This window comes from Thermincola sp. GK-1 (genome assembly GCF_059412445.1).
This window is the reverse complement of sequence record NZ_JBSQAT010000026.1, coordinates 1-20556: the sequence shown is the minus strand read 5'-3', so window position 1 is coordinate 20556 and position 20556 is coordinate 1. Positions and strand designations below refer to the sequence as shown.

Sequence of the window (20556 nt, the reverse complement as noted above, 5' to 3'; positions counted from 1 at the left end):
AATTACATCACCGGGGTGGCCAAAATGGAATCGGGATTGGTCATAATCCTTGATTTAGAAAAGGTTATTGGCCGGGACATGGCTGAAACTGTATAAATGCTCATACAGTCTGACAGGGGGTTAGCCATAAACGCTGACCCTCTGTGCTGTTTTCGGTAGGAACTGCCGCTATGGAGGTAAAACAGCCTTTGCCCTGTGGAAGGCCGCTACACCGGTGAAACAACCGTTGCTCCAAGTCTACGGGCAGAGCCGGTGTAAACTCCGTTCGGTTGAAATCACTGAACCCGGCCGAATCGTCGTCCTGACTTGCGGCCGGGTTTCCGGCGTCCGTGCCGGAAACAGTGATTTCAAGCCCTCACTGTCGTTAACACCGGCTAACTGCCCTCCGCCAAGTCGCAACTCATTGTTTCACCGGGCAGCGGCCATTCTTAGGCAAAAGTGTTTCACGGGCAGCGGCTACTTTCCCTCTTACTCTGCAGGGTAGGCAGGGTTCTCCGCTACCGTTTGGGAGCGACTGCGCCCGCAAATCCGCTGCCGGGCAGGCAGAGAGTTCCCGCATGTCCGAAGATGGCGAAGGCCGCGGGGAAGTCCGGCACTCAACGCAAGTTGAGTGGCTGGACGGGAGGCGGCCTGACCCGCAAGAAATGCATTATGAGCCATCGAGTTCGGGAACGCTGCCTGCCCGGCAAGGGTTTGCAGCACAAAGCTCCCGGGTAGCGGGGATACCCTCCTACCCTGCCGCCATTCTCCAGCACCAAGCTCCGGGGTAGCCGGGTCATCCCACCCACCCTTCCATTGCAACGTTGAAATCGCTGAACCCGGCCAAATCGTTATCCTGGCTTGCGGCCGGGTTTCCGGCGTCGGTGTCGGATGATGAGGCCGCTTTTATCGGGCAATCTTTTCCAGCAATTCCCCGAAGTTTGGAAATGAAACATCTGCGGCTTCCCAGCCGTCAATTGTTGTTTCCCCTTCTGCCACCAGCCCGGCTACAGCCATAGCCATGGCTATCCGGTGGTCGCCGTGGCTGTCACAGAAGGCAGCCTGCAGCTTTCTCCCCCCTTTTATGCGCAGCCCGTCCGGTAGTTCATCCACTTCTACCCCAAATTTTGCTAACTCCATTGTTACGGTAGCAATGCGGTTGGTCTCTTTCACTTTGAGCTCAGCGGCATCCCGGATGACCGTTTCTCCGTCCGCCACGGCCGCTGCCACGGCCAAAACGGGAATCTCGTCGATCAGTCGGGGAATAATGGCTCCGTCAATTTCCACGCCTCTTAATAGGCTGGATTTAACCAATATATCGCCAACGGGTTCCCCAGATACCTCCCTTTCGTTTAAAATTTCAATCCGGCCACCCATTTGCCGCAATACGTCAATAATGCCGTCGCGCGTCGGATTAAGCCCCACTTCCCGGAGCATGAGTTCTGAACCGGGAGTTGTCAGCCCGGCAACAATAAAGAAAGCCGCCGAGGAAATATCCCCCGGTACCCTGACTTCCCTGCCTGTGAGCTCGGGAAATCCCGTTACCGATATCCTGTTGCCTTCGACCTCAATATCAGCCCCAAAATACCGGAGCATCCGTTCCGTATGGTCCCTTGACTTAACAGGTTCCTCCACCCTTGTTTGCCCGGAAGCAAAAAGTCCGGCCAGGAGAACGGCCGACTTCACCTGGGCGCTGGCTACAGGAGAAACAAAATCAATTGGATATAACTCTCCTCCTTTTATAGCCAGAGGTGCAAGCCGTCCGTTCTCGCGGCCCCAGATGTGGGCGCCCATTCTGGTTAAGGGGATGGTGACCCTGTCCATAGGCCTTTTCCGGATGGATTCATCACCTGTCACAGAAGAAAAGAAGGGCTGGCCCGATAAAATACCCGTCATCAGCCTGATGGTCGTTCCTGAATTGCCAACATCAAGGATGTCCCCGGGTTCCTGCAAACCCCTCAACCCCTTCCCCACCAGGGTGACAATGTTATCCTTTTCTATATTAATTTCAATCCCCATGGCCCGAAAACACCGGATGGTGCTCAGGCAATCGGCTCCCATAAGGAAATTCTCAATCCTTGTGGGCCCCTCAGCCAGAGAGCCGATCATAACAGCCCGGTGGGATATGGATTTATCACCGGGAACGGCAATTGTTCCTCTTAGCTTTACGCCGCCTGATACTCTATACTTCATAGCACACCCCGTTCAATGTATCCGATAAAACATCTCGAAAATATCTTATAACATGTTAATAATCTTTTACAATTTTATTTTTGCCTTAATATTGTTTTCTCTAAACAAAGTTAATGCCTTTTCCTGATCTTCGGCAGAACCAAAGCCAAGGCGGATACTACCACCTTCGCCCTCTTTTACCCGCATAATTTCTATATCACTGATATTTATTCCTGCCTCTCCCAGTAAACTCGCTATTCCGGCAATGACGCCGGGCCGGTCAGGTACATAAATTATTATCTCATACAGTACAGGCAGGTAACCCTTCATCCTGGCTGGAATACCTCTGCGTATTTCCCTCGCCCTATTGAACTCAGCCTCGATCCCCTCTTCGTCACAGTTGTCGATCATGGCCTCCATCTCATTTAATGTTTCTTTAAATATCTTCAGAACCTCCAATATCTGCTCTTTGTTTGTGGTACATATATCCCTCCACATCAAAGGGTGGCCTGATGCTATGCGGGTGGTATCCCGGAACCCGCCGGCGGCCAGCCCCAATATGTCCGGGTAATCCTTATGCAGGCGGCCTACGGTATTGACCAACGCCGCAGCCACAATATGGGGCAGATGACTGATGCCGGCCACAAGGAAATCATGCTGTACCGGGTTCATTTCCAACACCCTGGCGCCAATAGAATTTACAGTCTGCTTCAGCTTTTGTACTGGCTCTTCCGGGGTGCCCGGCATCACGGTCAGTATATGTACCGCATTTTCAAACAGGTACAAATCGGCTCCGTTAACGCCGGCCTGTTCGGACCCGGCCATGGGATGTCCCCCGACAAACACCGTTCCTTCAGGCATTATCCTTGCTGCTGTTTCAACAATAAGGTTTTTCGTACTGCCTACGTCAGTAACCACGCACCCTTTTTTCAGGAAAGGCGCTATTTCTGTTAATATCCGAACAGAAGTGCAGATGGGAGTTGCCAATACAACCAAATCGGCTTCCGCAACCCCTGCCTGCAAATCAACGATGCCGCGGTCAATGGCCTCCATTTCCACTGCCGTATCAAGTATCTTCTCTTTTACGTCCACGCCAATAACAGATTTGGCCAAACCCTTCTTTCTCAATGCCATCCCCAGCGAACCGCCTATTAATCCGACACCGACAATAGTCACCTGTTCCCACAGCGGCTGCATTCTAACTCCCTCCCAAAACAATTGCTATAAGGGAGATTATAAAGTTCTCCCCATAGCTTCCGCAATACCCCTGACCTCGTTCATAAGTTGGGCAAAATTCTCCGGCGTCAGGGATTGTGGCCCGTCGGACAGCGCTTCGGCCGGATTGGGATGCACCTCTATCATGAGTCCGTCGGCCCCGGCCGCTATGGCTGCCCTGGCCATGGGTTGTACATACATCCACTTGCCCGTACCGTGGCTGGGGTCAACAATAACCGGCAGATGCGACAAGTTTTTGGCCACCGGAACAGCGCTTAAATCAAGGGTATTCCTGGTGTGTTCCTCAAAGGTCCGGATACCCCGTTCACATAATATGACATCGTAATTACCGCCGGACATAATGTATTCGGCAGCCATCAACCATTCTTCTATGGTGGCTGAAGGCCCGCGTTTTAGAATGACAGGTTTTTTAATGGTTGATACCTCTTTTAGCAGGAAGAAATTCTGCATGTTCCTGGCGCCTATCTGCAGAATGTCCGCATATTTGCAGACCAGCTCCACCGTCCTGGGATCAACAACCTCAGTAACTACCAGCAGGCCCGTCTCTTCTCTTGCTTCTGCTAACATCTTCAGACCTTCTTCCTCCAAACCCTGGAAAGAATAGGGGGAAGTACGGGGTTTAAAAGCCCCGCCTCGTAAAATGGTAGCTCCGGCCTCTTTCACTGCTTTCGCCGTAGTCATTATCTGTTCCCTGCTCTCTACGGCACAAGGGCCCGCCATGACATGAATCTGCCGCCCGCCAATTTCCAGATCGCCGATTTTTATTCTGGAATACTCAGGCTTAAATTCCCTGCTGACAAGTTTATAGGGATGTAGAATGGGCACTACCTTTTCGACCCCAGGCATCGCCTCCAGGGCAATCTCCGATAAAAGCGACTTATCGCCTATAGCCCCTATTATGGTCCTCTCCACACCTTCTGATAAATGAATCTTGAAACCCAGCCCCGCTAAACGGTTTTTTACGTTTTCAATCTGTGACTGGGTAGCATCATGTTTCATAACAACAATCATATTTATCCCTCACTTTAAATTTTCCTCTACCCTTTCCTTTTTTTGCAAAAATCTTTTACCCTTCAACTTCCTATCTTTCTGTAATTTGCGAAAAAATCATGAAACACCCATTACCCGGATATTAAAAAAGCACTCCAAAAAGGAGCGCCTAAGGCATACTTTTCCATAGCCACTTAACCTCCCTTCCTGCCGTCCTACCGCTTTTTTTTTAATGTTAAATTCCAACCATCCTACAATTTTATCGTACCATATTAATTTTGTTTTGACAAGAAACCTTTTCCTCTTTATCGCACGTTCTATCTACGGCTGCCGCCACCGCTCTCACTTCTTTCATCAATTTGGCGAAGTTTTCCGGTGTAAGAGATTGGCCGCCATCGCACAAGGCCAACTCCGGTTCAGGATGCACTTCTATCAGTAGTCCATCGGCGCCTGCGGCAACGGCTGACCTAGACAAAGGTCCCACCATCCCCCACCTGCCTGCGGCATGGCTTGGGTCAACAATAACAGGCAAATGCGACAGGTGTTTTACAGCAGGAATTGCGCTGATATCGAGAGTGTTCCTGGTATATGTTTCGAAGGTCCTGATGCCTCGTTCACACAAGATAACATTATGGTTCCCCTCGGCCATTATGTATTCAGCAGCCATCAGCCACTCTTCAATAGTGGCCGATAATCCCCTTTTCAGAAGCACCGGTAAAGAAGACCGGCCCACTTCTTTCAAAAGCACAAAATTCTGCATGTTCCTGCTGCCCACCTGGATAACATCGCAATAACGGGCAATCAGTTCCACATCCCTGGTATCAAGCACCTCAGTAACCACTGGCATCTCAGTCAGTTCTTTCGCTTCAGCTATTATCTTCAATCCTTCTTCAGCAAGACCCTGGAAAGTATAGGGAGAGGTCCTGGGTTTAAAGGCGCCGCCTCTGAGCATGTGCGCTCCCAACCGTTTCAATGTCACGGCCGTTTCCAGGTATTGTTCCTTATCCTCTATAGCACAGGGTCCTGCAATTATCACGATATTGTTACCGCCAACTTTTATTCCCTTGATGTCTACTATCGTATCGTCTTTTTTGGTTTCCCTGCTGACCAAAGCATCATGTCTCACTGTCCTGACCCCCAAGATAAACAAAGCTTTAAAAACAATGCCGGCCGGTACACTACCGAACCGTATATACTATAATTATATCGCTTCTTTTAAGCTATGAACAAAGTTTTTTACGTGAACCAGCAAATCAGGTGAATTCTGATATTCTTCAATAGTTTTTACCAAAGCGCTGCCAACTATGACAGCATCACAATGTTTTGCAATTTCCCGGGCCTGTTCCGGGTGGGAAACACCAAACCCTACGGCCAGCGGATTGGCGGTATTTCTTCGCACACAGTCAAGAAAATCCTCCAGGCCTGGCGGCACCCCCTGCCGTATACCTGTTACCCCTGTCAGAGATACACAGTAAACAAAACCCCTGTCACCGGCAGTAATCCGTTTTATACGTTCAGCCCCGCTTGTGGGGGCGACCAGGGGAATCAAATATAACCCTTGGGCCGTAAGTTCCCTTTCCAAAGGAGCGGCTTCTTCTACAGGCAGGTCCGGCACAATGACGCCATCTACTCCCACCGTTAAGGCTTCAGCAGCAAATGCCGCCAGTCCGTACCTGAGAACAGGATTATAATAAGTCATTAAAATTAAAGGTATGTTACTCTGCTTCCTGACTTCCCGTACTGCACCAAAAATTCCCTTTAAGGCAGTACCGTTTTTTAACGCCCGCAAAGAGGCCTTTTGTATGACCGGCCCGTCAGCCAACGGGTCAGAATAAGGTACGCCCAGTTCCACAATGTCGGCGCCGGCTTTTTCCATTTCCAGCACTAGGCGAACTGTAGTTTCCAGATCAGGATCGCCGGCCGTGACGAAAGTTATAAGGCCTTTTTCCCCACGCCTGGCCAGGTTATCAAATTTCTGCTTTATTCTATTTTCTAAGAGCATGGTCTTTTCATCAGCATAAGCCATCCCTAGTCCACCTCCAGTAAAGCCGCCACCGTCTGAACATCTTTGTCGCCCCGCCCGGAAAGGTTTACCACCACGACCTGATCCCCGTTTAACCTGGGAGCCAGTTTTAAAGTCTCCGCCAGGGCATGGGAACTTTCTAGGGCCGGTATAATTCCTTCCGTCCGGCATAGGACCTGAAAAGCCTCCAGAGCCTCCTGGTCCGTAACAGATGTATATGTCACACGACCTGTTTCTTTTAAATAGCTGTGTTCCGGTCCAACCCCCGGATAATCAAGACCGGCCGAAACAGAATGGGCTTCCAAAATCTGGCCGTCATCGTCTTGCAGCAGGTAGCTGTAAGCCCCGTGCAAGACCCCTTTGCTGCCCTTCGTCAATGTAGCCGCATGATAAGGTGTATGAAGTCCGTGTCCCGCAGCCTCGACCCCAATCATCTTCGTTTCCGTATCCAGAAACGGATGAAACAAACCCATGGCATTACTACCGCCTCCTACGCAGGCTACCAGATAATCAGGCAGCTTTCCTTCCAATTCCAGAATTTGCTGCCTGGTCTCCAGCCCAATTACCGACTGCAGGTCCCGCACGATCATAGGATAGGGATGGGGTCCGCCTACTGATCCCAAAACATAGAAAGTAGTCCGGACATTGGTAACCCAGTCCCTAATGGCCTCATTCATAGCATCTTTTAAGGTCCTGCTGCCGGAAGACACAGGTTGCACCCGAGCCCCCAGGATTTTCATCCGGAAAACATTCAGTTCCTGTCTTTTTATGTCTTCTTCGCCCATGTAAACAACACATTCCAGGCCGAACAGAGCTGCCGCCGTCGCTGTAGCCACTCCGTGCTGACCGGCGCCTGTTTCGGCAATCACCCGTTTTTTGCCCATTTTTCTGGCCAGCAGCACCTGTCCGATGGTGTTGTTGATCTTATGGGCGCCGGTATGGTTCAGGTCTTCCCTTTTTAAATATATCTTCGCGCCACCGCAGTAATCAGTAAGCCGTCTGGCAAAGTAAAGGCGCGAGGGCCGGCCCACATATTCGGCAAGATATTTTCTGAATTCGGCCTGAAAATCGGGATCATTTTTGTATTGTAAATAGGCTTCTTCCAGCTCGAAAAGAGCCGGCATGAGGGTCTCCGGGACAAACCTGCCGCCAAACTCCCCGTAATATCCGTTTTTATCAGGCAGTACCTGCATAGTTGTACCTCCTCACTTGTTCAATAAATCTGCGCATTTTATCCTGGTTTTTCATACCACCCGTTTCCACCCCACTGCTTACATCCACTCCGTAAGGCAGTGTTGTTTCGATAGCCTTCCGTACATTCTCCGGGGTTAAACCACCGGCCAGAATTACAGGGCCGTACTCTTTGGCGTGCACTGCCAAGGACCAGTCAAAAGTCTGCCCGGTACCGCCCGGCTGCCCCGGGACGAAAGTGTCCAATAAAAACCCACTGACACAACCTTTATATGAAGCCAGTTCTTCAAGGTAACCCTCTCTGACCCTTATACCTTTGACCACCTTAGCCCTGACTTCCCGGCAGTATTCAGGGCTCTCGCTGCCGTGCAACTGTACTGTGTCCAGCCCCACCCAGTCTATTATTCTGTTTACCTCGCCAACAGCTTCATCCACGAATACCCCGACAATATTTACATAGGGGGGTACGGCGTTGGCAATTTCCCGGGCCTTTTCTATGGTTACCTGCCTGCGCCCGGTGGCAAAAACGAGACCGATGGCATCGGCTCCGTAGGAAGCCGCCGCTACAGCATCAGCAGGGTTTGTAATGCCGCAAATCTTTACCCTGACCATCAGGCAACCCCCTCCCATCCCAGCAGTTCAAGAACTTTTTGCCGAATATCCTTTTCCCGCATCAATGACTCGCCCACCAAAACGGCATCCACACCGTGGCTCTTTAAAAATTTAACATCATTACCGTTTTTAATGCCGCTTTCACTGACAATTTTACAACCTTTGGAATCCCGTATCTTGCCGCAGAGATTAACGGTAGTATTGAGGTCAGTATGAAAGGTCTGCAAGTCCCGGTTATTGATCCCCAAGAGGTGTAGGGGCAGCCCTTTGACCCGCTCATATTCTTCTTCCGAATGAATCTCCACCAGGCATTCCATGCCCAGTTCTGTCGCCAGATCAAATAACTCGGGGAGCATCTTATCATCCAAAGCAGCTGCAATTAGCAGGATCAGGTCAGCTCCCAGGCAGCGACTTTCATAAACCTGCCAGGGGTCAATGATAAAATCCTTGCGCAAGAGCGGCAGGTCGGTAACTTTTCGCACGGCCTGCAGGTAAGCAGAACTGCCGAAGAAAAACTTTTCATCGGTGAGAATTGAAATGGCTGCCGCTCCGGAAGCCGTATAAATTTTAGCTATCTCAACAGGGTCAAAATCTGCCCTGATAATACCTTTGGAAGGAGAACCTTTTTTTATTTCCGCTATTAATCCCATTGCAGGCCTATTATCCAGCGCTTTTACGAGAGACCTGGCAGGGGGCAAAGCAGCCAGGCTCTGTTTCATTTCCGTCATTGATTTAAGGGTTTTTGCTAATTTCACTTCCTGCTTTTTCTCCTTGAGAATACTATCTAATATCATCCCGTTTATGCCCCCTGGCTGACCCTCTGGTTTTCCATGGCCATCTCATTGGTTATTTTAATCAGGTCCTTTAATTTTTTTAAGGCCGCTCCACTGTCAATAGACTTTGCCGCCAGTTTTATCCCGTCGGCGATGTCACTGCTGAATCCGGCAGCAACCAGGCCCAGAGCCGAATTTATCAAAACTACATCCCTATGCACGCCAGGCGCCCCCTCCAGAACATTACGCGTAATGCGCGCATTTTTTGCCGGATCCCCCCCGGTCAAGGCATTATTCGGCACCCGTTGAAAACCGTAATCAAGAGGATCCAACTGGTATGTATGAACCCTGCCGTTTTTAACCTCACTGACAACTGCCGGACCCGATAGGGAAACCTCATCCATACCCCCGGCGCCATGGACCACAAAAGCCGCCTTGGTGCCCAGTTTGGCCAACACACCGGCCAATACCTCTGTCAGGCGTTCGTCGTAAACTCCTACGACCTGGACCTGCGCCCCCGCAGGGTTGGTAAGGGGCCCCAAGATATTAAAAACAGTCCTGATTCCTATTTCACGCCTCGGCCCAATAGCATATTTCATCGCCCCGTGCAATGCAGGAGCGAATAAAAACCCGATGCCTATGCGGTCGATACAAGCTCCCACCTGCTCAGGCCGTAGGTTCAGGTTGACGCCCAGGGCTTCCAGGACATCAGCACTGCCGCTTTTGCTTGAAACAGAACGATTGCCGTGTTTGGCCACAGGCACGTCGGCCCCGGCCACAACAAAAGCAACTGTTGTGGAAATATTGAATGTATTGGCTTCGTCGCCCCCGGTTCCGCATGTATCCAAAAGCAAGATACGGGACGTGGGCACCGGGGTAGCCTTAGCCCGCATAACCCGGGCAAAACCGGTTATTTCATCAACAGTTTCCCCTTTAATCCTTAAAGCGGTAATTACAGAAGCTATCTGGGCGTCCGTTGCCCGCCCACTCATAATTTCTTCCATCAGCCCGGCAGCTTCCTCTTCGTTCAGGTCCTGCCCAGCCACAACTTTGCTAATGCTCTCCTTTAACACTATACTCTCCTCCTCTCAACTCATCTACTAATGGTCAATAAGGTAGATTATTGACCTCTGCAATTAAGTCTCTCTTCTCCCCCAGACCTACTTTCGCTTTACTGTTTACAGACCCACTTTTGGCTAACTGTCAACTGTTTACTTTTGCCTTACTGACAAAGCCAGGAAATTCTTCAACAATGTCTTTCCGGCTTCAGTTAAAATTGATTCGGGGTGGAACTGGACTCCTTCCACAGCCATTTGCTTGTGCCTGATACCCATTATCTCATTCTGGTCCGTCCAGGCAGTAATTTCCAAGCAGTAGGGTAAGGTTTCCCGTTCCACGATCAGCGAATGGTAACGGGTAGCCGTGAACGGAGACGGAATTCCCTGGAAAATCGTCCGGCCGTCGTGGTATATCCGGGAAGTTTTGCCATGCATGAGGTTTTCTGCCCTGATTACTTTCCCGCCAAAGGCCTGACCGATGGCCTGGTGACCCAGACAAACCCCGAGAATGGGAATTTTCCCGGCAAAATATTTGATTAGATCCAGGGATATCCCCGCTTCATTGGGCGTGCAGGGGCCGGGGGAGATGATAATATGATCGGGATTCAGCTCCTCTATTTCCGGTAAGGTAATTTTATCGTTCCGGTAAACAGTGATTTCTGCCCCCAGTTCCCCCAGGTACTGGACTAGGTTGTAAGTAAAAGAATCGTAGTTGTCAATCATTAACAGCACTTTTCATCCAACCTCCCTGAAAGCAAGTGTTTCGATTAGTGCTCGCGCCTTGTTTAACGTTTCCTGGTATTCCCTTTCCGCATCGGAATCAGCTACGATACCCGCCCCTGCCTGAATATGGACCATACCCCGGTGGACCAAAATGGTCCTGATGGTAATGCAGGTATCCATGTTACCCGTAAAACTTAAGTACCCTATGGCCCCGCCGTATAATCCACGTTTGGTGGGTTCGAGTTCCTCAATTATTTCCATAGCCCTGACCTTGGGAGCCCCTGACAAGGTGCCGGCAGGAAAGCAGGCCTGCAGGGCTGCAAAAGCTGTCTTTCCTTCCGCTAAATGGCCTTTTACACTGGAAACAAGATGCATTACGTGGGAATACCTTTGAACAACCATAAAATCCGTTACTTCTATACTACCATATTCGCACACCCGGCCCAAGTCATTTCTGCCCAAATCAACCAACATCAGGTGCTCCGCCAGTTCTTTTTCATCCTGCAAGAGTTCTTGTTCCAAGGCCCGGTCTTCCTCAGGGGTTACCCCTCTGGGCCGGGTTCCGGCGATGGGACAGGTTTGCACGATTCCGTCCTCAACCCTGACCAGCATTTCCGGCGAAGACCCAATAATCTGGATTTCTCCGAAATCCAGAAAGTACAGATATGGCGCCGGATTTATTACTCGCAAAGTCCTGTACAGGGAAAAAGGATCGGTATTCAGCGGCAGGCTGAATCTTTGTGACAGCACTACCTGAAAAATATCGCCGGCCTTAATATATTCCTTGGCCTTGTTTACCATTTCGAGAAATTTTCTTTTCGGCAGGTTGGATTTTATGTCTCCGCTTTGTTCAGGAGTACTCCCTCGGGACAAAACAGAAATGTTATGCTGCAGGATTTTTTTTCTGATAATTTCCAGGTCTTTCACCGCTTGCATGTACTGTAGCCGTGAATCTTTACCCGGCATAGTATTGCAGATAATCTTCAGTTTATGGGTTATATGGTCAAAAGCCAAAACAAATCTGGTAATAATAAAGTGACATTCGGGTAAATCCAAATCATCCATATTGCAGTCGGGCAGCTTTTCAAAAAACCTGACGGTATCATAGCCGAAATACCCGACAGCTCCGCCATAAAACCTGGGCAGGTCAGTTAATTTAGGGGCATTAAATCTTTGCATCAACTTTTCCAGTTCTGCCAGGGGAGAACCGGAAAACTCGTATATATAATCCCCCTCAATAATTTTCCCCGCTCCTTTTTTGCTGGTAAAGGTAATTACCGGTTCAAACCCCATAAAAGAGTAACGGGCCAGGTTTTCACCACCTTCCACACTTTCCAGCAGAAACCCCTGTTTCCCCTGGCACGCTTTGGCGTAAACCGTAATCGGTGTATCCGTGTCAACTACCACTTCGGTATGTACAGGTATCAGGTTATATTCTTCTGCCATTTGCAAATAATCATTTTCCGATGGATAAATCATGTTCCCATCTCCCCGCAAAAACAATAAAACCAGCACTCAAATGAGTACTGGTTTAAATATACATATCCCAGACCTCATCTCAGCTCAGCTCTGCTCTGCTATTTCTCGACTATACTCAACTGCGTAAAAACTCAACTCAGCTTATACTGAATATAACATGGGATAAGCCCGTCTGTCAACAATTGTTTAAAGATCCGGGCGAAGTTTGGTGGCATCCCGCAGGTAAAGGTGCTTTATCTCGTCCTGTTTTTTGGTAGTATTTACATGCATCAGCACCCGGATAACCCCGGACATGGCCTTGGGGACATCAATTTCCCTGGCGCACAACAGGGGCACATACTTCCATCCTAACTCTCTTGCCGCCAGAGCCGGAAACTCCGCATTCAAATCAGGTGTAGTAGTAAAAAATATGCTGGCTATGTCCTCAATTTCCACACCGTTTTCCTTCATGAGTTCCTGCAAAAGTTCCACTGTTGCGTTAAAGATTTCCCGGGCGCTATTTTCCTTAACGGTTATCGCACCACGTATTCCGCGTACATACCATCTTTCTACCATCATACCATCCTCCCCGTAGTATTAAATTAAGGAACGGCGCGGTGTCCTAATCCAATGGCCACCTCGTCCAGGTGCAGCAATCCAATGCCAAAAAATACGGCTACTGTTATATGGTCCTTCTGCCGTGCAATGCCGATCTTCCCTCCCACGTTTAATCCCAAAGCCTTGGGCATGATTTGTGACAGGGCTTCCCGGGTAGCCCCGGCAACAGCGCCCTCATCGGTATGGGTATCACTGATTACTCCTTCTCGCTTGGCAGCAACAATGGCGCGTTCGACTATCTTTTTTACCGAAGTAATGAACTCGCCACCGTAATCAACGGCCGCCGATCTAATCCCTTCCTGAAGAAACCTGTTCTGCAAAAGTTTTTCGTCTTCCCTGCTCTCAGTCAATGCCATTTGGATTGCCGCGCTGGCTGTTTTCTTGCTTCCAATAAGGGTCACAATATCACCGTCCTACCGAATGATATCTAATTATATTACAGAGGTTACCATTAGTCAACGTTGTTCAAAGGCAGGGCTTTCCGTTCATGGCGAAGTCTGATTATGGTTCCTTCCTTTAGTTTGATTACCTTCCGGTCATTTTGCATGACCTGAATAAAAACAGGTTTGTCATAAAAAGATGCATCCAGCTCTACCAAATCCCCGGGATACACGGCTATAGCAGCGTATTTTTCAGCAAAATCGGCCCTTTTTTTACCGTTGACGTATATCGCGGCTTGGGCCAGCGAGGTATAGTCAACCAGTGAAAAAATGACTACAGACTTTTCCCCTATGTTCTGTCCGATAACCATTTGGTTGTCGGCAATCTGCCTGCTGGGTACAGAAAAATCCAGCATGGAACTGAACGAACCGGTGGTTACTGTCTGAACAGCCACTAAAACTACCAAACCCATTAATGTGACCCGGACCAATAGGCGTTCAATAATTTTGATCAACCGCATTGAGTTTATCACCCCCGCAGGTTTTTATACTTTATATATTCCTGCGCAGGGATTTTTATCCCAAGCCCGGCCCGGTTTCATTTTCTTCCCGCAATATTTTACATTTGTGCGGCTGCTTTCCCGGCCACGTACCCGGTAGAAAAAGCAGCCTGCAGGTTGAACCCGCCGGTATATCCGTCAATATCGATGACTTCACCTGCAAAATAAAGCCCTTGCACTAACTTAGATTCCATAGTTTTGGGGTTGATTTCTTTTACTGATACACCGCCGGCGGTTACCATGGCGTCCCTGAGCGGACGGCTCCTGGATATAGTTATGGTGAGCCCCTGGATTAAGGCTAATAGCTTCAGACGCTCCCTTTTACTGATCTGGTGCACCGGTTTGTCCCCAGGAATATTACTCAACCTTATAATCACCGGAATCAACGAACCGGGCAGCAGTTCTCCCAGCGAGTTATTCAATTGTTTGCGCCGGTTTTTCTCAAAATCCCGTAAAATCACATTATCCAACTGTTCCTGGGTAAAGGCCGGTTTTAAGTTGATTTTCAGCACTACCTCCTGCCCCAACTCCAGGTTCTCCCGGACAGTGCGACTTAAAGTGAGGATTATAGGGCCGGAAACACCAAAATGGGTAAATAGCATCTCGCCAGATTTCTCACCTACTGGTTTTCCGGCAGCAATCACCTTAATTAATACATTTTGTAAAGTCAGCCCCTGCAGTCCTTTGACCCAGTCTTCCCTTGTTTCCAAAGGCACCAACGCCGGTTTAGGGGTTATAATGGTATGACCGGCTTTTTCGGCCATTCGGTAGCCATCCCCCGTAGAACCGGTACTGGGGTATGACATCCCCCCGGTGGCTATAATCACTGCGTTTCCCGGTTCTTCCCCACCGCCGGCTAATTTTACACCCTTTACGTGGCTGTCCCGAATAATTACTTCTTCCACTGTCTCACCGCACCGGAACTCTACTCCTGCCTCCAGACAGTATTTTTTCAATACGGCCACTACATCGGCGGCCTTATCGGTAACGGGGAAAAACCTTCCCCCCCGTTCCAATTTTACTTCTAAACCCCGTTCGGAAAAAAAACTTATTAAATCCCAGTTGCTGAATGTGCTGAAGGCGCTGTACAGAAACGGGCCGTTACCCGGAAAACTTTTTACAAATTCATGCAGATTTGCCTCGTTAGTCAGATTGCATCTGCCGTTACCGGTAATGAGGATTTTCTTGCCTGGTTGTTTATTCTTCTCAAACAATATAACCCTGGCGCCTTCCTCCGCTGCTTTTCCTGCAGCCATAAGGCCCGCCGCCCCAGCGCCCACGACTAAAACGGTTTTCATGGGTCCACCTCTGTTAATTGGTTTAAAACCTGTTTAAAATCTCTGGGTTCTCTGTGGTATGGTTTATTTTTCTAAATAGTTTGCCACCACAGCTATATTAAAAGCTTTACTATAAAAGGCGCTATAATAGCAGTAACGATACCTGTCAGAACTATGGCGGCGCCGCTCATGGAACCTTCTACCTCTCCAATTTGCACAGCCCGGGAAGTCCCGCCGGCATGGGAAGCCGTCCCAATGCCTATGCCCGTAGCCACACGGCTTTTCACCCTGGCCAGCTTCATTACTTCCGCTCCTACAGCCCCGCCGAATATGCCTGTAACAGCCACAGCAAAAACAATGACCGAAGTATTGCCGTGCAGTTTTTCCGTAATCCCGATAGCAATAGGCATAGTGGTGGATTTCGCCGCTATGGAGGTGATCACATATTTGCTTACCCCCAGCAGTTTCGCCAAATATACAGTGGAAAAAGCTGCAGTGACGGCTCCGGTGAACACTCCGAGCATAATAGGTCGGAAATTTTCCCTGATCACAGGAATCTGTTTATACAGAGGCACCCCTAGGGCAACAGTGGCCGGGCCCAGAAAAAAGGTAATAATCCTGCCTCCCTGGTTGTATGTATCGTAATTAATGCCGGCAAAATGAATGACAAGCATAACAATAACACTGGCCAGAATCAAAGGGTTGAACAGGAAGAAATGCACCTTCCGGTAAAGCCTGTTGACGGGCACAAATACTGCCAGGGTCAAAGCAACCTGAAACACGGGTTCCTTAAGCATTTCCTTTATCAGCGTCACCGGCCGTACCTCCCTTGTCCATAAACTCTATTACTTTTGCTGTCACCACCATGACCAATACGGTAGTGGCCAGCAAAGTAATCAGCACCTGCATTCCCTCTTTTTTCAACAGGGGCAATATGGTGATCAAACCTACATTCAGGGGAATAAAAAATGACATCATGTTGTCCAGCAGCAGGTTTGCCGCATCCTCTACCTGCTCCAGTTTTACTATGCCCAAAACAAGGGACAGAAACAGCAGTAAAAGTCCGGTCAGATTCCCCGGCAAAATAAGGTGTGTCGCTCGCGTGATAAATTCTCCCAGGGCCTGCATAAATAAAAAAATTGCCAGGCCTTCAAAAACCTGCACTGTCTTTTTCAAGCTCCTCCCCCCAAAACAAGTCTCCATAGCAAGCCTTATAGTATAATTTATCACCGTTAGCACAAAAAGACAAGGGGCACAATCTATTGACCTATACCCCTATAGGGTATATAATTAATTTAAAAACCCGGAAAGGTGGTAACAAGATGAGTAAGGACGTTTCTTTTCAAGACTACGTTATTGTGGCCTGCGGGACGATGATCCCAGAATTAAACTACTTGAAGGCAACCGGTTTTTTGGATGCTGCTAAAATCCTTTACACTACTCCCGGCTTGCACCAGACACCCAATGAATTAGAAAAACAACTGCTTAAACAACTAAACGAAGCTAAAAAGTACGCCAAAAAAATAATTATCGTTTACGGCGGAACCTATTGTTACATAAACATAAAAAATCCCACCAGAACAATTGACACGGTAATAAACGAAATGAGGGAAGAAGGTTATTTCATCTCCCGTACTATTGTGCATAACTGTATAGATATGATTGCTTCTGTGGATGAACGGGAAGAAATTGCCCAGGGCAGCAAGGTCTGGTTCTGCACCCCGGGCTGGTTAAAATACCGTGAACATGAATTCAAGGGTTGGGATAAGGCTACCGCCAATGAAAACTTTCCGCAATACTCCGGTGGCGCAATTATGCTGGACTCCATTGGATTTTTTGACCAGTACATGGAAGAACACCCGGAAGAAATTCTGGATTTCTCTGACTGGATGGGTATCCCCCTGGAAGCCCGGAACGTCTCCCTCGACCGGTTTAAAAATGTGCTTATTAACGCGATGGATCCTGCCGATAAACCCAGGGAATAGCGTGAACTGAAAGAAGCTATACTGTAAAATAATTTGTGTAAACCCCTTGAGCATATGGGATTGAAGCTTCGCCAACCCTAATTTAACCAACTATCCTTTTAGGGATAACAAAAGATAAACTGCCGCTCCCCACATAATAAAAGCAGAAATTTTATTTATCACAATAATAAAATTACCTTTCTTATCAAAATTCCCAGTTAATCTCCCTGCTACCGCTAAACCAAAAAACCATATCCATGACACCAGTACCGTAGCTGATGCAAACGCGAACTTGTCCAAACCTTGATATGCCAAAGAACTTGTACCTATTACACCTACAGTATCCATAATTGCGTGCGGATTAAATAGGGAAACTGACGCAGCAAATATGATTTGTTTTGTTGGGGAAAATGAAGAATATGTATTCTGCTCATTATTATCTATCTTTGACTTCCATGTAGTCCAGCCCATGTAAATCAAAAAAACAACACCTATACCAATTAATACTGACTTAATAATAACCGAACCAAACACTAATACTGATATCCCCATCACTGACAGCGATATCAGGATGGTATCGCAAATTGCAGCCGTTAAGACAACCGGTAACACATTAACGAAGTGACGATGTAATGCACCTTGATTAAATACAAAAATATTTTGAGCTCCTAATGGCATAATCAATGGAAATGCTAGAAGAAAACCATGAATAGCTGCAGTAATCATAATGTTAACTATCACCTTTTCTAAAGTTCATAAGTACTTGGCTATATTAGCTGTAATCGTTAGTTCTTTTCACCTAACACATTGCCTGTGGAAACGAACACGTCTGTCGAACTGGCTGGCGCGACTTTTGCTCACCCCAACCCTTATAAACCCTGGCTCCCAAAAGGCCTGACAGCCGAGGACGGGGCAAGTTGGGTCGGAGCGAAGCGTAGCCGTTTGGCGTTGTGTTAGGTGATGTCTGGCGTCAAGCAAATAGTATATTTTTTATCATTCTTATGATATAATATTATTACGATAAATGATAAAGGGGTGATCTCGTATGCCAATCATTAGGCCTATCTCAGACTTAAGAAACAACTTTAATCAGATATCTGAACTTTGTCATAATGAAGGCGAACCTGTCTTCATTACCAAAAATGGCCAGGGCGACTTGGTTGTTATGAGTATGGCAACTTATGAAAAACTTGAAGCTCTAATTGAATTATACCAAAAACTAGGAGAGGCTGAGCAAGAAAGTGCTTCCGGCGCACCAACTATCAGTCATAAAGCTCTAATGAAGAAAATGAGGGCTACCATCGATGGGTAAAAAGTATCGAATAAGATATCTTCCCAGTGCAGAAAAAGACTTTATGGAAATAACAGAATACATCAGGGCTGATAATCCTACTGCCGCAATTAACTTTATTGACCAATTTGACGAATCTATTTCGAAATTAGAAGATTTCGCACTGATGGGACAGATTCCAAAAGACAGACGACTTCAATTACAAGGTTATAGAATGCTAATAATAGGCAACTATCTGGTCTTTTATGCTGTAAAAGGTACAATTGTTGAAATCAGAAGAATTCTACATGGCAAGAGAAGATATTGTTTTCTTATTGACCCCAAATAGCCAGATTTCGCCTAACGCATGTGCTGGAAACGAACTTGCCCCGGCCGCATGGCTGGCGCGGTTTTTGCGCCTGCAATTGCAAAAATCGTGACACCAAAACTGTTGTGTAGAAAGCCGTCATTCGGCATTTCTGCTAAGCCGCTCATTTGTGTCAGCTTTATTGCGTTGTTGAACAGGAACGGCCCGTAGGCCGAGCACGCGGCGGCCTTTCCCCAGTGTGCCGCCTGTCCAGTGCTACCAAATGAGCAGCGGGGCGGGTCATTGCAGTGGCCCTGGCCCAACCTCTTGGTGGCGCGATTTTTGCCAGGTAACTGCAAAAACCGTGACTGCCGAGGACGGGCGAAGTTGGGCGGAGCGCAGCGCAGCCGTTTAGCCTGTTGTGAAGTGATGTAACTGATATGACCCCAATGTCTTTAAGGAACTATACCAAATCCCAAAATGATTAGTGCACAAATTGCTATCATTATAACGTTTCCGAAGAAACCGATGTTCCCAAGAATTCCAATGAGATTTCTTTTGTTTAATCTGTTTAAGCCCAAATAGCCTAGAGCTAACCCAAATAAGCTTGGAAGCATTGTTGCCAACAACTCGGAATCTTTAAATCTTATCCCTTTAGCCCAAGCAAATATACTAGCTATAAGAAGTAAAACCGATGCAGTTCGAGACAAATATTTTAATTTATTCATAAAAAACTCCTTTCAACCCGTAAGTAACATCAGTTATTTCACCTAACCACCGAAATGCTGCGCCGCTGTAAGCTTCGCTGCATAAATAATGCATGAATACGGGGCAGCCGTTCCATATTTTTACTATACAACAAATTAGCTGTTTATTAAACAAAGGCCTTCCATTATCATGTAGGTGTAAGCAGCATTAAGAACACGAGGTACCAATTGGTAATTTCAATCCTGGCATAAACCCGATCCTAACCATGTGACGAAAACCCGTAATGATAAATACTTATCCCTTTAAGGATGCTACTGCACTCTTTCAAATTTCAGTAACAAAACCGGTTTCTAAATTATTAACTATCTTCGTTCTTTTTGGTCACTTCAATCAGGTCATTAAGTTGCTGAGAAATTTTTAGAAGTTGCTTTGGAAGAACATAGACTATTGTAACCAGCGCCACAACTGCTAAAATAATAATAAAAATGTTTACTAATCCTAAAATGAAAACAAAGTAGTATTCAAAATAATCCCTTCCCTCCACTAATATTGTCGCATCGCTACTACGGCCTCCTTCGCCGCCGGTCCTCATTTTATTTCTCATTGTCACCATGCGGGGAGCCATCAAATATTAAGGCCCTGTGCCTGCGGTTTCTACATACCATCCTCTATCAGATTTCTTAAGATAAAAAAATCTTATTTCCATTCCGGTTTCGTTATCATAATAACCTTCTACTATAAACTGTTTCCCATAATTCTTGTCTTCAAAATTGGTTGGCGTAATTCGTAAGTTGAATGCTTCAGTTGGGTTTCCTTTTAGTAAAACATATTTCTTTATAGCTTTTTCCGGTGTTCCCGATGGTAAGTTTAAAATAACAAAAACCAATGCGCCTATAACAACTAAAGAAGTTAATATTATAGTTATTTTCTTCAGCATAATTATTACCTCTCCACTTAATCGGCTGATTTGAAGTAGGCTTTACCTCTTGGTTGAGAAGGACCGGCCCAATTACCGACTTAGCGCGGTTATACGTAAGTTTACCGCATTGTCTGGTAGTACCAAATGAGCAGCGGGGCGGGTCGTTGTCGTACCTTGCTCTCACCTGCTTGGTGGCGCGGTTTTTGCCAGGTAACTGCAAAAACCGTGACAACCGAGGACGGGGCAAGTTGGGTCGGAGCGCAGCGCAGCCGTTTCCAGCGTTGTTCGTATAATACGGTCATAACCAGCTTGAACTGGTATGGCCTTTTTTGTTTTGT

28 protein-coding genes are annotated in these 20556 nt (G+C 47.5%); 4 read left to right on the top strand and 24 right to left on the bottom strand.

Going from position 1 to position 20556, the window contains the following annotated elements; translation table 11 throughout:
• Positions 1 to 237: 237 nt before the first annotated feature.
• On the bottom strand, positions 238 to 399 hold the full coding sequence (locus ACSNJE_RS15175; protein WP_495253022.1) for a hypothetical protein: 162 nt from the start codon (positions 397 to 399) through the stop codon (positions 238 to 240).
• A 158-nt stretch (positions 400 to 557) separates the two neighbouring features.
• Between ACSNJE_RS15175 and ACSNJE_RS15170 the strand changes: the two genes are divergently transcribed.
• Positions 558 to 770 carry a hypothetical protein gene (locus ACSNJE_RS15170; protein ID WP_495253021.1) on the top strand — a complete coding sequence of 71 codons (213 nt, stop codon included), beginning with the start codon at positions 558 to 560 and terminating at the stop codon, positions 768 to 770.
• A 115-nt stretch (positions 771 to 885) separates the two neighbouring features.
• Here the strand turns inward: ACSNJE_RS15170 and aroA are convergent, their stop codons facing one another.
• From aroA to ACSNJE_RS15085, 17 genes are all read right to left on the bottom strand, one after another.
• On the bottom strand, positions 886 to 2172 hold the full coding sequence (gene aroA, locus ACSNJE_RS15165) for a 3-phosphoshikimate 1-carboxyvinyltransferase (RefSeq protein WP_495253020.1): 1287 nt from the start codon (positions 2170 to 2172) through the stop codon (positions 886 to 888).
• A gap of 66 nt (positions 2173 to 2238) precedes the next feature.
• Complete coding sequence (locus ACSNJE_RS15160; RefSeq protein ID WP_495253019.1) at positions 2239 to 3348, bottom strand: prephenate dehydrogenase/arogenate dehydrogenase family protein; 1110 nt, start codon at positions 3346 to 3348, stop codon at positions 2239 to 2241.
• Between the two features lie 36 nt (positions 3349 to 3384).
• Complete coding sequence (gene aroF / locus ACSNJE_RS15155) at positions 3385 to 4398, bottom strand: 3-deoxy-7-phosphoheptulonate synthase (RefSeq protein WP_461569870.1); 1014 nt, start codon at positions 4396 to 4398, stop codon at positions 3385 to 3387.
• Between the two features lie 238 nt (positions 4399 to 4636).
• Complete coding sequence (aroF, locus tag ACSNJE_RS15150; protein ID WP_427916568.1) at positions 4637 to 5542, bottom strand: 3-deoxy-7-phosphoheptulonate synthase; 906 nt, start codon at positions 5540 to 5542, stop codon at positions 4637 to 4639.
• 36 nt (positions 5543 to 5578) lie between these two features.
• Positions 5579 to 6403 (bottom strand): tryptophan synthase subunit alpha, encoded by an 825-nt coding sequence (gene trpA / locus ACSNJE_RS15145; RefSeq protein ID WP_083436977.1) that lies wholly within the window; start codon positions 6401 to 6403, stop codon positions 5579 to 5581.
• A 2-nt stretch (positions 6404 to 6405) separates the two neighbouring features.
• Positions 6406 to 7593 carry a tryptophan synthase subunit beta gene (gene trpB, locus ACSNJE_RS15140; protein WP_474774537.1) on the bottom strand — a complete coding sequence of 396 codons (1188 nt, stop codon included), beginning with the start codon at positions 7591 to 7593 and terminating at the stop codon, positions 6406 to 6408.
• Positions 7577 to 8203 carry a phosphoribosylanthranilate isomerase gene (locus ACSNJE_RS15135; RefSeq protein ID WP_052219032.1) on the bottom strand — a complete coding sequence of 209 codons (627 nt, stop codon included), beginning with the start codon at positions 8201 to 8203 and terminating at the stop codon, positions 7577 to 7579. Before ACSNJE_RS15135 ends, trpB begins: the two co-directional genes overlap by 17 nt.
• A complete protein-coding gene (gene trpC, locus ACSNJE_RS15130; RefSeq protein ID WP_052219033.1) occupies positions 8203 to 8997 on the bottom strand; it encodes an indole-3-glycerol phosphate synthase TrpC in 795 nt (264 codons plus the stop codon). The genes ACSNJE_RS15135 and trpC overlap by 1 nt, the downstream gene beginning before the upstream one ends.
• A gap of 5 nt (positions 8998 to 9002) precedes the next feature.
• Complete coding sequence (gene trpD, locus ACSNJE_RS15125) at positions 9003 to 10049, bottom strand: anthranilate phosphoribosyltransferase (protein WP_474774536.1); 1047 nt, start codon at positions 10047 to 10049, stop codon at positions 9003 to 9005.
• A 138-nt stretch (positions 10050 to 10187) separates the two neighbouring features.
• Positions 10188 to 10766 carry an aminodeoxychorismate/anthranilate synthase component II gene (pabA, locus tag ACSNJE_RS15120; protein ID WP_474774535.1) on the bottom strand — a complete coding sequence of 193 codons (579 nt, stop codon included), beginning with the start codon at positions 10764 to 10766 and terminating at the stop codon, positions 10188 to 10190.
• 3 nt (positions 10767 to 10769) lie between these two features.
• Entirely contained in the window at positions 10770 to 12236 is a 1467-nt protein-coding gene (trpE, locus tag ACSNJE_RS15115) for an anthranilate synthase component I (RefSeq protein ID WP_495253018.1), read from the bottom strand.
• A 186-nt stretch (positions 12237 to 12422) separates the two neighbouring features.
• Positions 12423 to 12794, bottom strand: a complete 372-nt coding sequence (gene aroH, locus ACSNJE_RS15110) for a chorismate mutase (RefSeq protein WP_013120475.1) — start codon at positions 12792 to 12794, stop codon at positions 12423 to 12425.
• A gap of 23 nt (positions 12795 to 12817) precedes the next feature.
• Positions 12818 to 13234, bottom strand: a complete 417-nt coding sequence (locus ACSNJE_RS15105) for a HutP family protein (RefSeq protein ID WP_013120476.1) — start codon at positions 13232 to 13234, stop codon at positions 12818 to 12820.
• A 50-nt stretch (positions 13235 to 13284) separates the two neighbouring features.
• A complete protein-coding gene (locus ACSNJE_RS15100; protein WP_052219038.1) occupies positions 13285 to 13734 on the bottom strand; it encodes a hypothetical protein in 450 nt (149 codons plus the stop codon).
• Positions 13735 to 13832: 98 nt separating this feature from the next.
• Positions 13833 to 15071: a BaiN/RdsA family NAD(P)/FAD-dependent oxidoreductase gene (locus tag ACSNJE_RS15095; protein WP_495253017.1), complete on the bottom strand. Its 1239-nt coding sequence runs from the start codon at positions 15069 to 15071 to the stop codon at positions 13833 to 13835.
• 92 nt (positions 15072 to 15163) lie between these two features.
• Positions 15164 to 15865, bottom strand: coding sequence for an LrgB family protein (locus tag ACSNJE_RS15090; protein WP_013120479.1), 702 nt, complete (start codon positions 15863 to 15865; stop codon positions 15164 to 15166).
• Complete coding sequence (locus ACSNJE_RS15085; RefSeq protein WP_049771622.1) at positions 15840 to 16226, bottom strand: CidA/LrgA family protein; 387 nt, start codon at positions 16224 to 16226, stop codon at positions 15840 to 15842. Before ACSNJE_RS15085 ends, ACSNJE_RS15090 begins: the two co-directional genes overlap by 26 nt.
• A 146-nt stretch (positions 16227 to 16372) precedes the next feature.
• Here ACSNJE_RS15085 and ACSNJE_RS15080 point away from each other — a divergent pair, with 146 nt between their 5' ends.
• Positions 16373 to 17035, top strand: coding sequence for a DUF1638 domain-containing protein (locus tag ACSNJE_RS15080; protein WP_052219048.1), 663 nt, complete (start codon positions 16373 to 16375; stop codon positions 17033 to 17035).
• Positions 17036 to 17125: 90 nt separating this feature from the next.
• On the opposite strand, the gene ACSNJE_RS15075 is transcribed toward ACSNJE_RS15080, so the two are convergent.
• Positions 17126 to 17740 carry a LysE/ArgO family amino acid transporter gene (locus tag ACSNJE_RS15075; protein WP_495253016.1) on the bottom strand — a complete coding sequence of 205 codons (615 nt, stop codon included), beginning with the start codon at positions 17738 to 17740 and terminating at the stop codon, positions 17126 to 17128.
• Between the two features lie 319 nt (positions 17741 to 18059).
• On the opposite strand from ACSNJE_RS15075, the gene ACSNJE_RS15070 reads away from it, so the two are divergent.
• Together ACSNJE_RS15070 and ACSNJE_RS15065 are read left to right on the top strand one after the other, a co-directional pair.
• A complete protein-coding gene (locus tag ACSNJE_RS15070; RefSeq protein ID WP_052219041.1) occupies positions 18060 to 18326 on the top strand; it encodes a type II toxin-antitoxin system Phd/YefM family antitoxin in 267 nt (88 codons plus the stop codon).
• Positions 18319 to 18633, top strand: a complete 315-nt coding sequence (locus tag ACSNJE_RS15065) for a type II toxin-antitoxin system RelE/ParE family toxin (RefSeq protein WP_495253015.1) — start codon at positions 18319 to 18321, stop codon at positions 18631 to 18633. Before ACSNJE_RS15070 ends, ACSNJE_RS15065 begins: the two co-directional genes overlap by 8 nt.
• An 11-nt stretch (positions 18634 to 18644) precedes the next feature.
• On the opposite strand, the gene ACSNJE_RS15060 is transcribed toward ACSNJE_RS15065, so the two are convergent.
• From ACSNJE_RS15060 to ACSNJE_RS15040, 5 genes are all read right to left on the bottom strand, one after another.
• On the bottom strand, positions 18645 to 18950 hold the full coding sequence (locus tag ACSNJE_RS15060; protein ID WP_495253014.1) for a hypothetical protein: 306 nt from the start codon (positions 18948 to 18950) through the stop codon (positions 18645 to 18647).
• Between the two features lie 96 nt (positions 18951 to 19046).
• Positions 19047 to 19319, bottom strand: coding sequence for a hypothetical protein (locus ACSNJE_RS15055; protein ID WP_474661817.1), 273 nt, complete (start codon positions 19317 to 19319; stop codon positions 19047 to 19049).
• 338 nt (positions 19320 to 19657) lie between these two features.
• Positions 19658 to 19891, bottom strand: a complete 234-nt coding sequence (locus tag ACSNJE_RS15050; protein WP_474774749.1) for a hypothetical protein — start codon at positions 19889 to 19891, stop codon at positions 19658 to 19660.
• A 39-nt stretch (positions 19892 to 19930) separates the two neighbouring features.
• On the bottom strand, positions 19931 to 20236 hold the full coding sequence (locus ACSNJE_RS15045; protein ID WP_495253013.1) for a YjcN family protein: 306 nt from the start codon (positions 20234 to 20236) through the stop codon (positions 19931 to 19933).
• A gap of 101 nt (positions 20237 to 20337) precedes the next feature.
• Positions 20338 to 20556 (bottom strand): hypothetical protein (locus ACSNJE_RS15040; RefSeq protein WP_495253012.1); only part of this gene is annotated, 219 nt, incomplete at its 5' end.

Bases quoted from the DNA above. Each gene is read 5' to 3' on its own strand.
- ACSNJE_RS15170 (WP_495253021.1), top strand. From the start codon at position 558: ATGTCCGAAGATGGCGAAGGCCGCGGGGAAGTCCGGCACTCAACGCAA.
- aroA (WP_495253020.1), bottom strand. From the start codon at position 2,172: ATGAAGTATAGAGTATCAGGCGGCGTAAAGCTAAGAGGAACAATTGCC.
- ACSNJE_RS15160 (WP_495253019.1), bottom strand. From the start codon at position 3,348: ATGCAGCCGCTGTGGGAACAGGTGACTATTGTCGGTGTCGGATTAATA.
- aroF (WP_461569870.1), bottom strand. From the start codon at position 4,398: ATGATTGTTGTTATGAAACATGATGCTACCCAGTCACAGATTGAAAAC.
- trpA (WP_083436977.1), bottom strand. From the start codon at position 6,403: ATGGCTTATGCTGATGAAAAGACCATGCTCTTAGAAAATAGAATAAAG.
- trpB (WP_474774537.1), bottom strand. From the start codon at position 7,593: ATGCAGGTACTGCCTGATAAAAACGGATATTACGGGGAGTTTGGCGGC.
- ACSNJE_RS15135 (WP_052219032.1), bottom strand. From the start codon at position 8,203: ATGGTCAGGGTAAAGATTTGCGGCATTACAAACCCTGCTGATGCTGTA.
- trpC (WP_052219033.1), bottom strand. From the start codon at position 8,997: ATGATATTAGATAGTATTCTCAAGGAGAAAAAGCAGGAAGTGAAATTA.
- trpE (WP_495253018.1), bottom strand. From the start codon at position 12,236: ATGATTTATCCATCGGAAAATGATTATTTGCAAATGGCAGAAGAATAT.
- aroH (WP_013120475.1), bottom strand. From the start codon at position 12,794: ATGATGGTAGAAAGATGGTATGTACGCGGAATACGTGGTGCGATAACC.
- ACSNJE_RS15100 (WP_052219038.1), bottom strand. From the start codon at position 13,734: ATGCGGTTGATCAAAATTATTGAACGCCTATTGGTCCGGGTCACATTA.
- ACSNJE_RS15095 (WP_495253017.1), bottom strand. From the start codon at position 15,071: ATGAAAACCGTTTTAGTCGTGGGCGCTGGGGCGGCGGGCCTTATGGCT.
- ACSNJE_RS15080 (WP_052219048.1), top strand. From the start codon at position 16,373: ATGAGTAAGGACGTTTCTTTTCAAGACTACGTTATTGTGGCCTGCGGG.
- ACSNJE_RS15075 (WP_495253016.1), bottom strand. From the start codon at position 17,740: ATGATTACTGCAGCTATTCATGGTTTTCTTCTAGCATTTCCATTGATT.
- ACSNJE_RS15070 (WP_052219041.1), top strand. From the start codon at position 18,060: ATGCCAATCATTAGGCCTATCTCAGACTTAAGAAACAACTTTAATCAG.
- ACSNJE_RS15065 (WP_495253015.1), top strand. From the start codon at position 18,319: ATGGGTAAAAAGTATCGAATAAGATATCTTCCCAGTGCAGAAAAAGAC.
- ACSNJE_RS15055 (WP_474661817.1), bottom strand. From the start codon at position 19,319: ATGAATAAATTAAAATATTTGTCTCGAACTGCATCGGTTTTACTTCTT.
- ACSNJE_RS15050 (WP_474774749.1), bottom strand. From the start codon at position 19,891: ATGAGGACCGGCGGCGAAGGAGGCCGTAGTAGCGATGCGACAATATTA.
- ACSNJE_RS15045 (WP_495253013.1), bottom strand. From the start codon at position 20,236: ATGCTGAAGAAAATAACTATAATATTAACTTCTTTAGTTGTTATAGGC.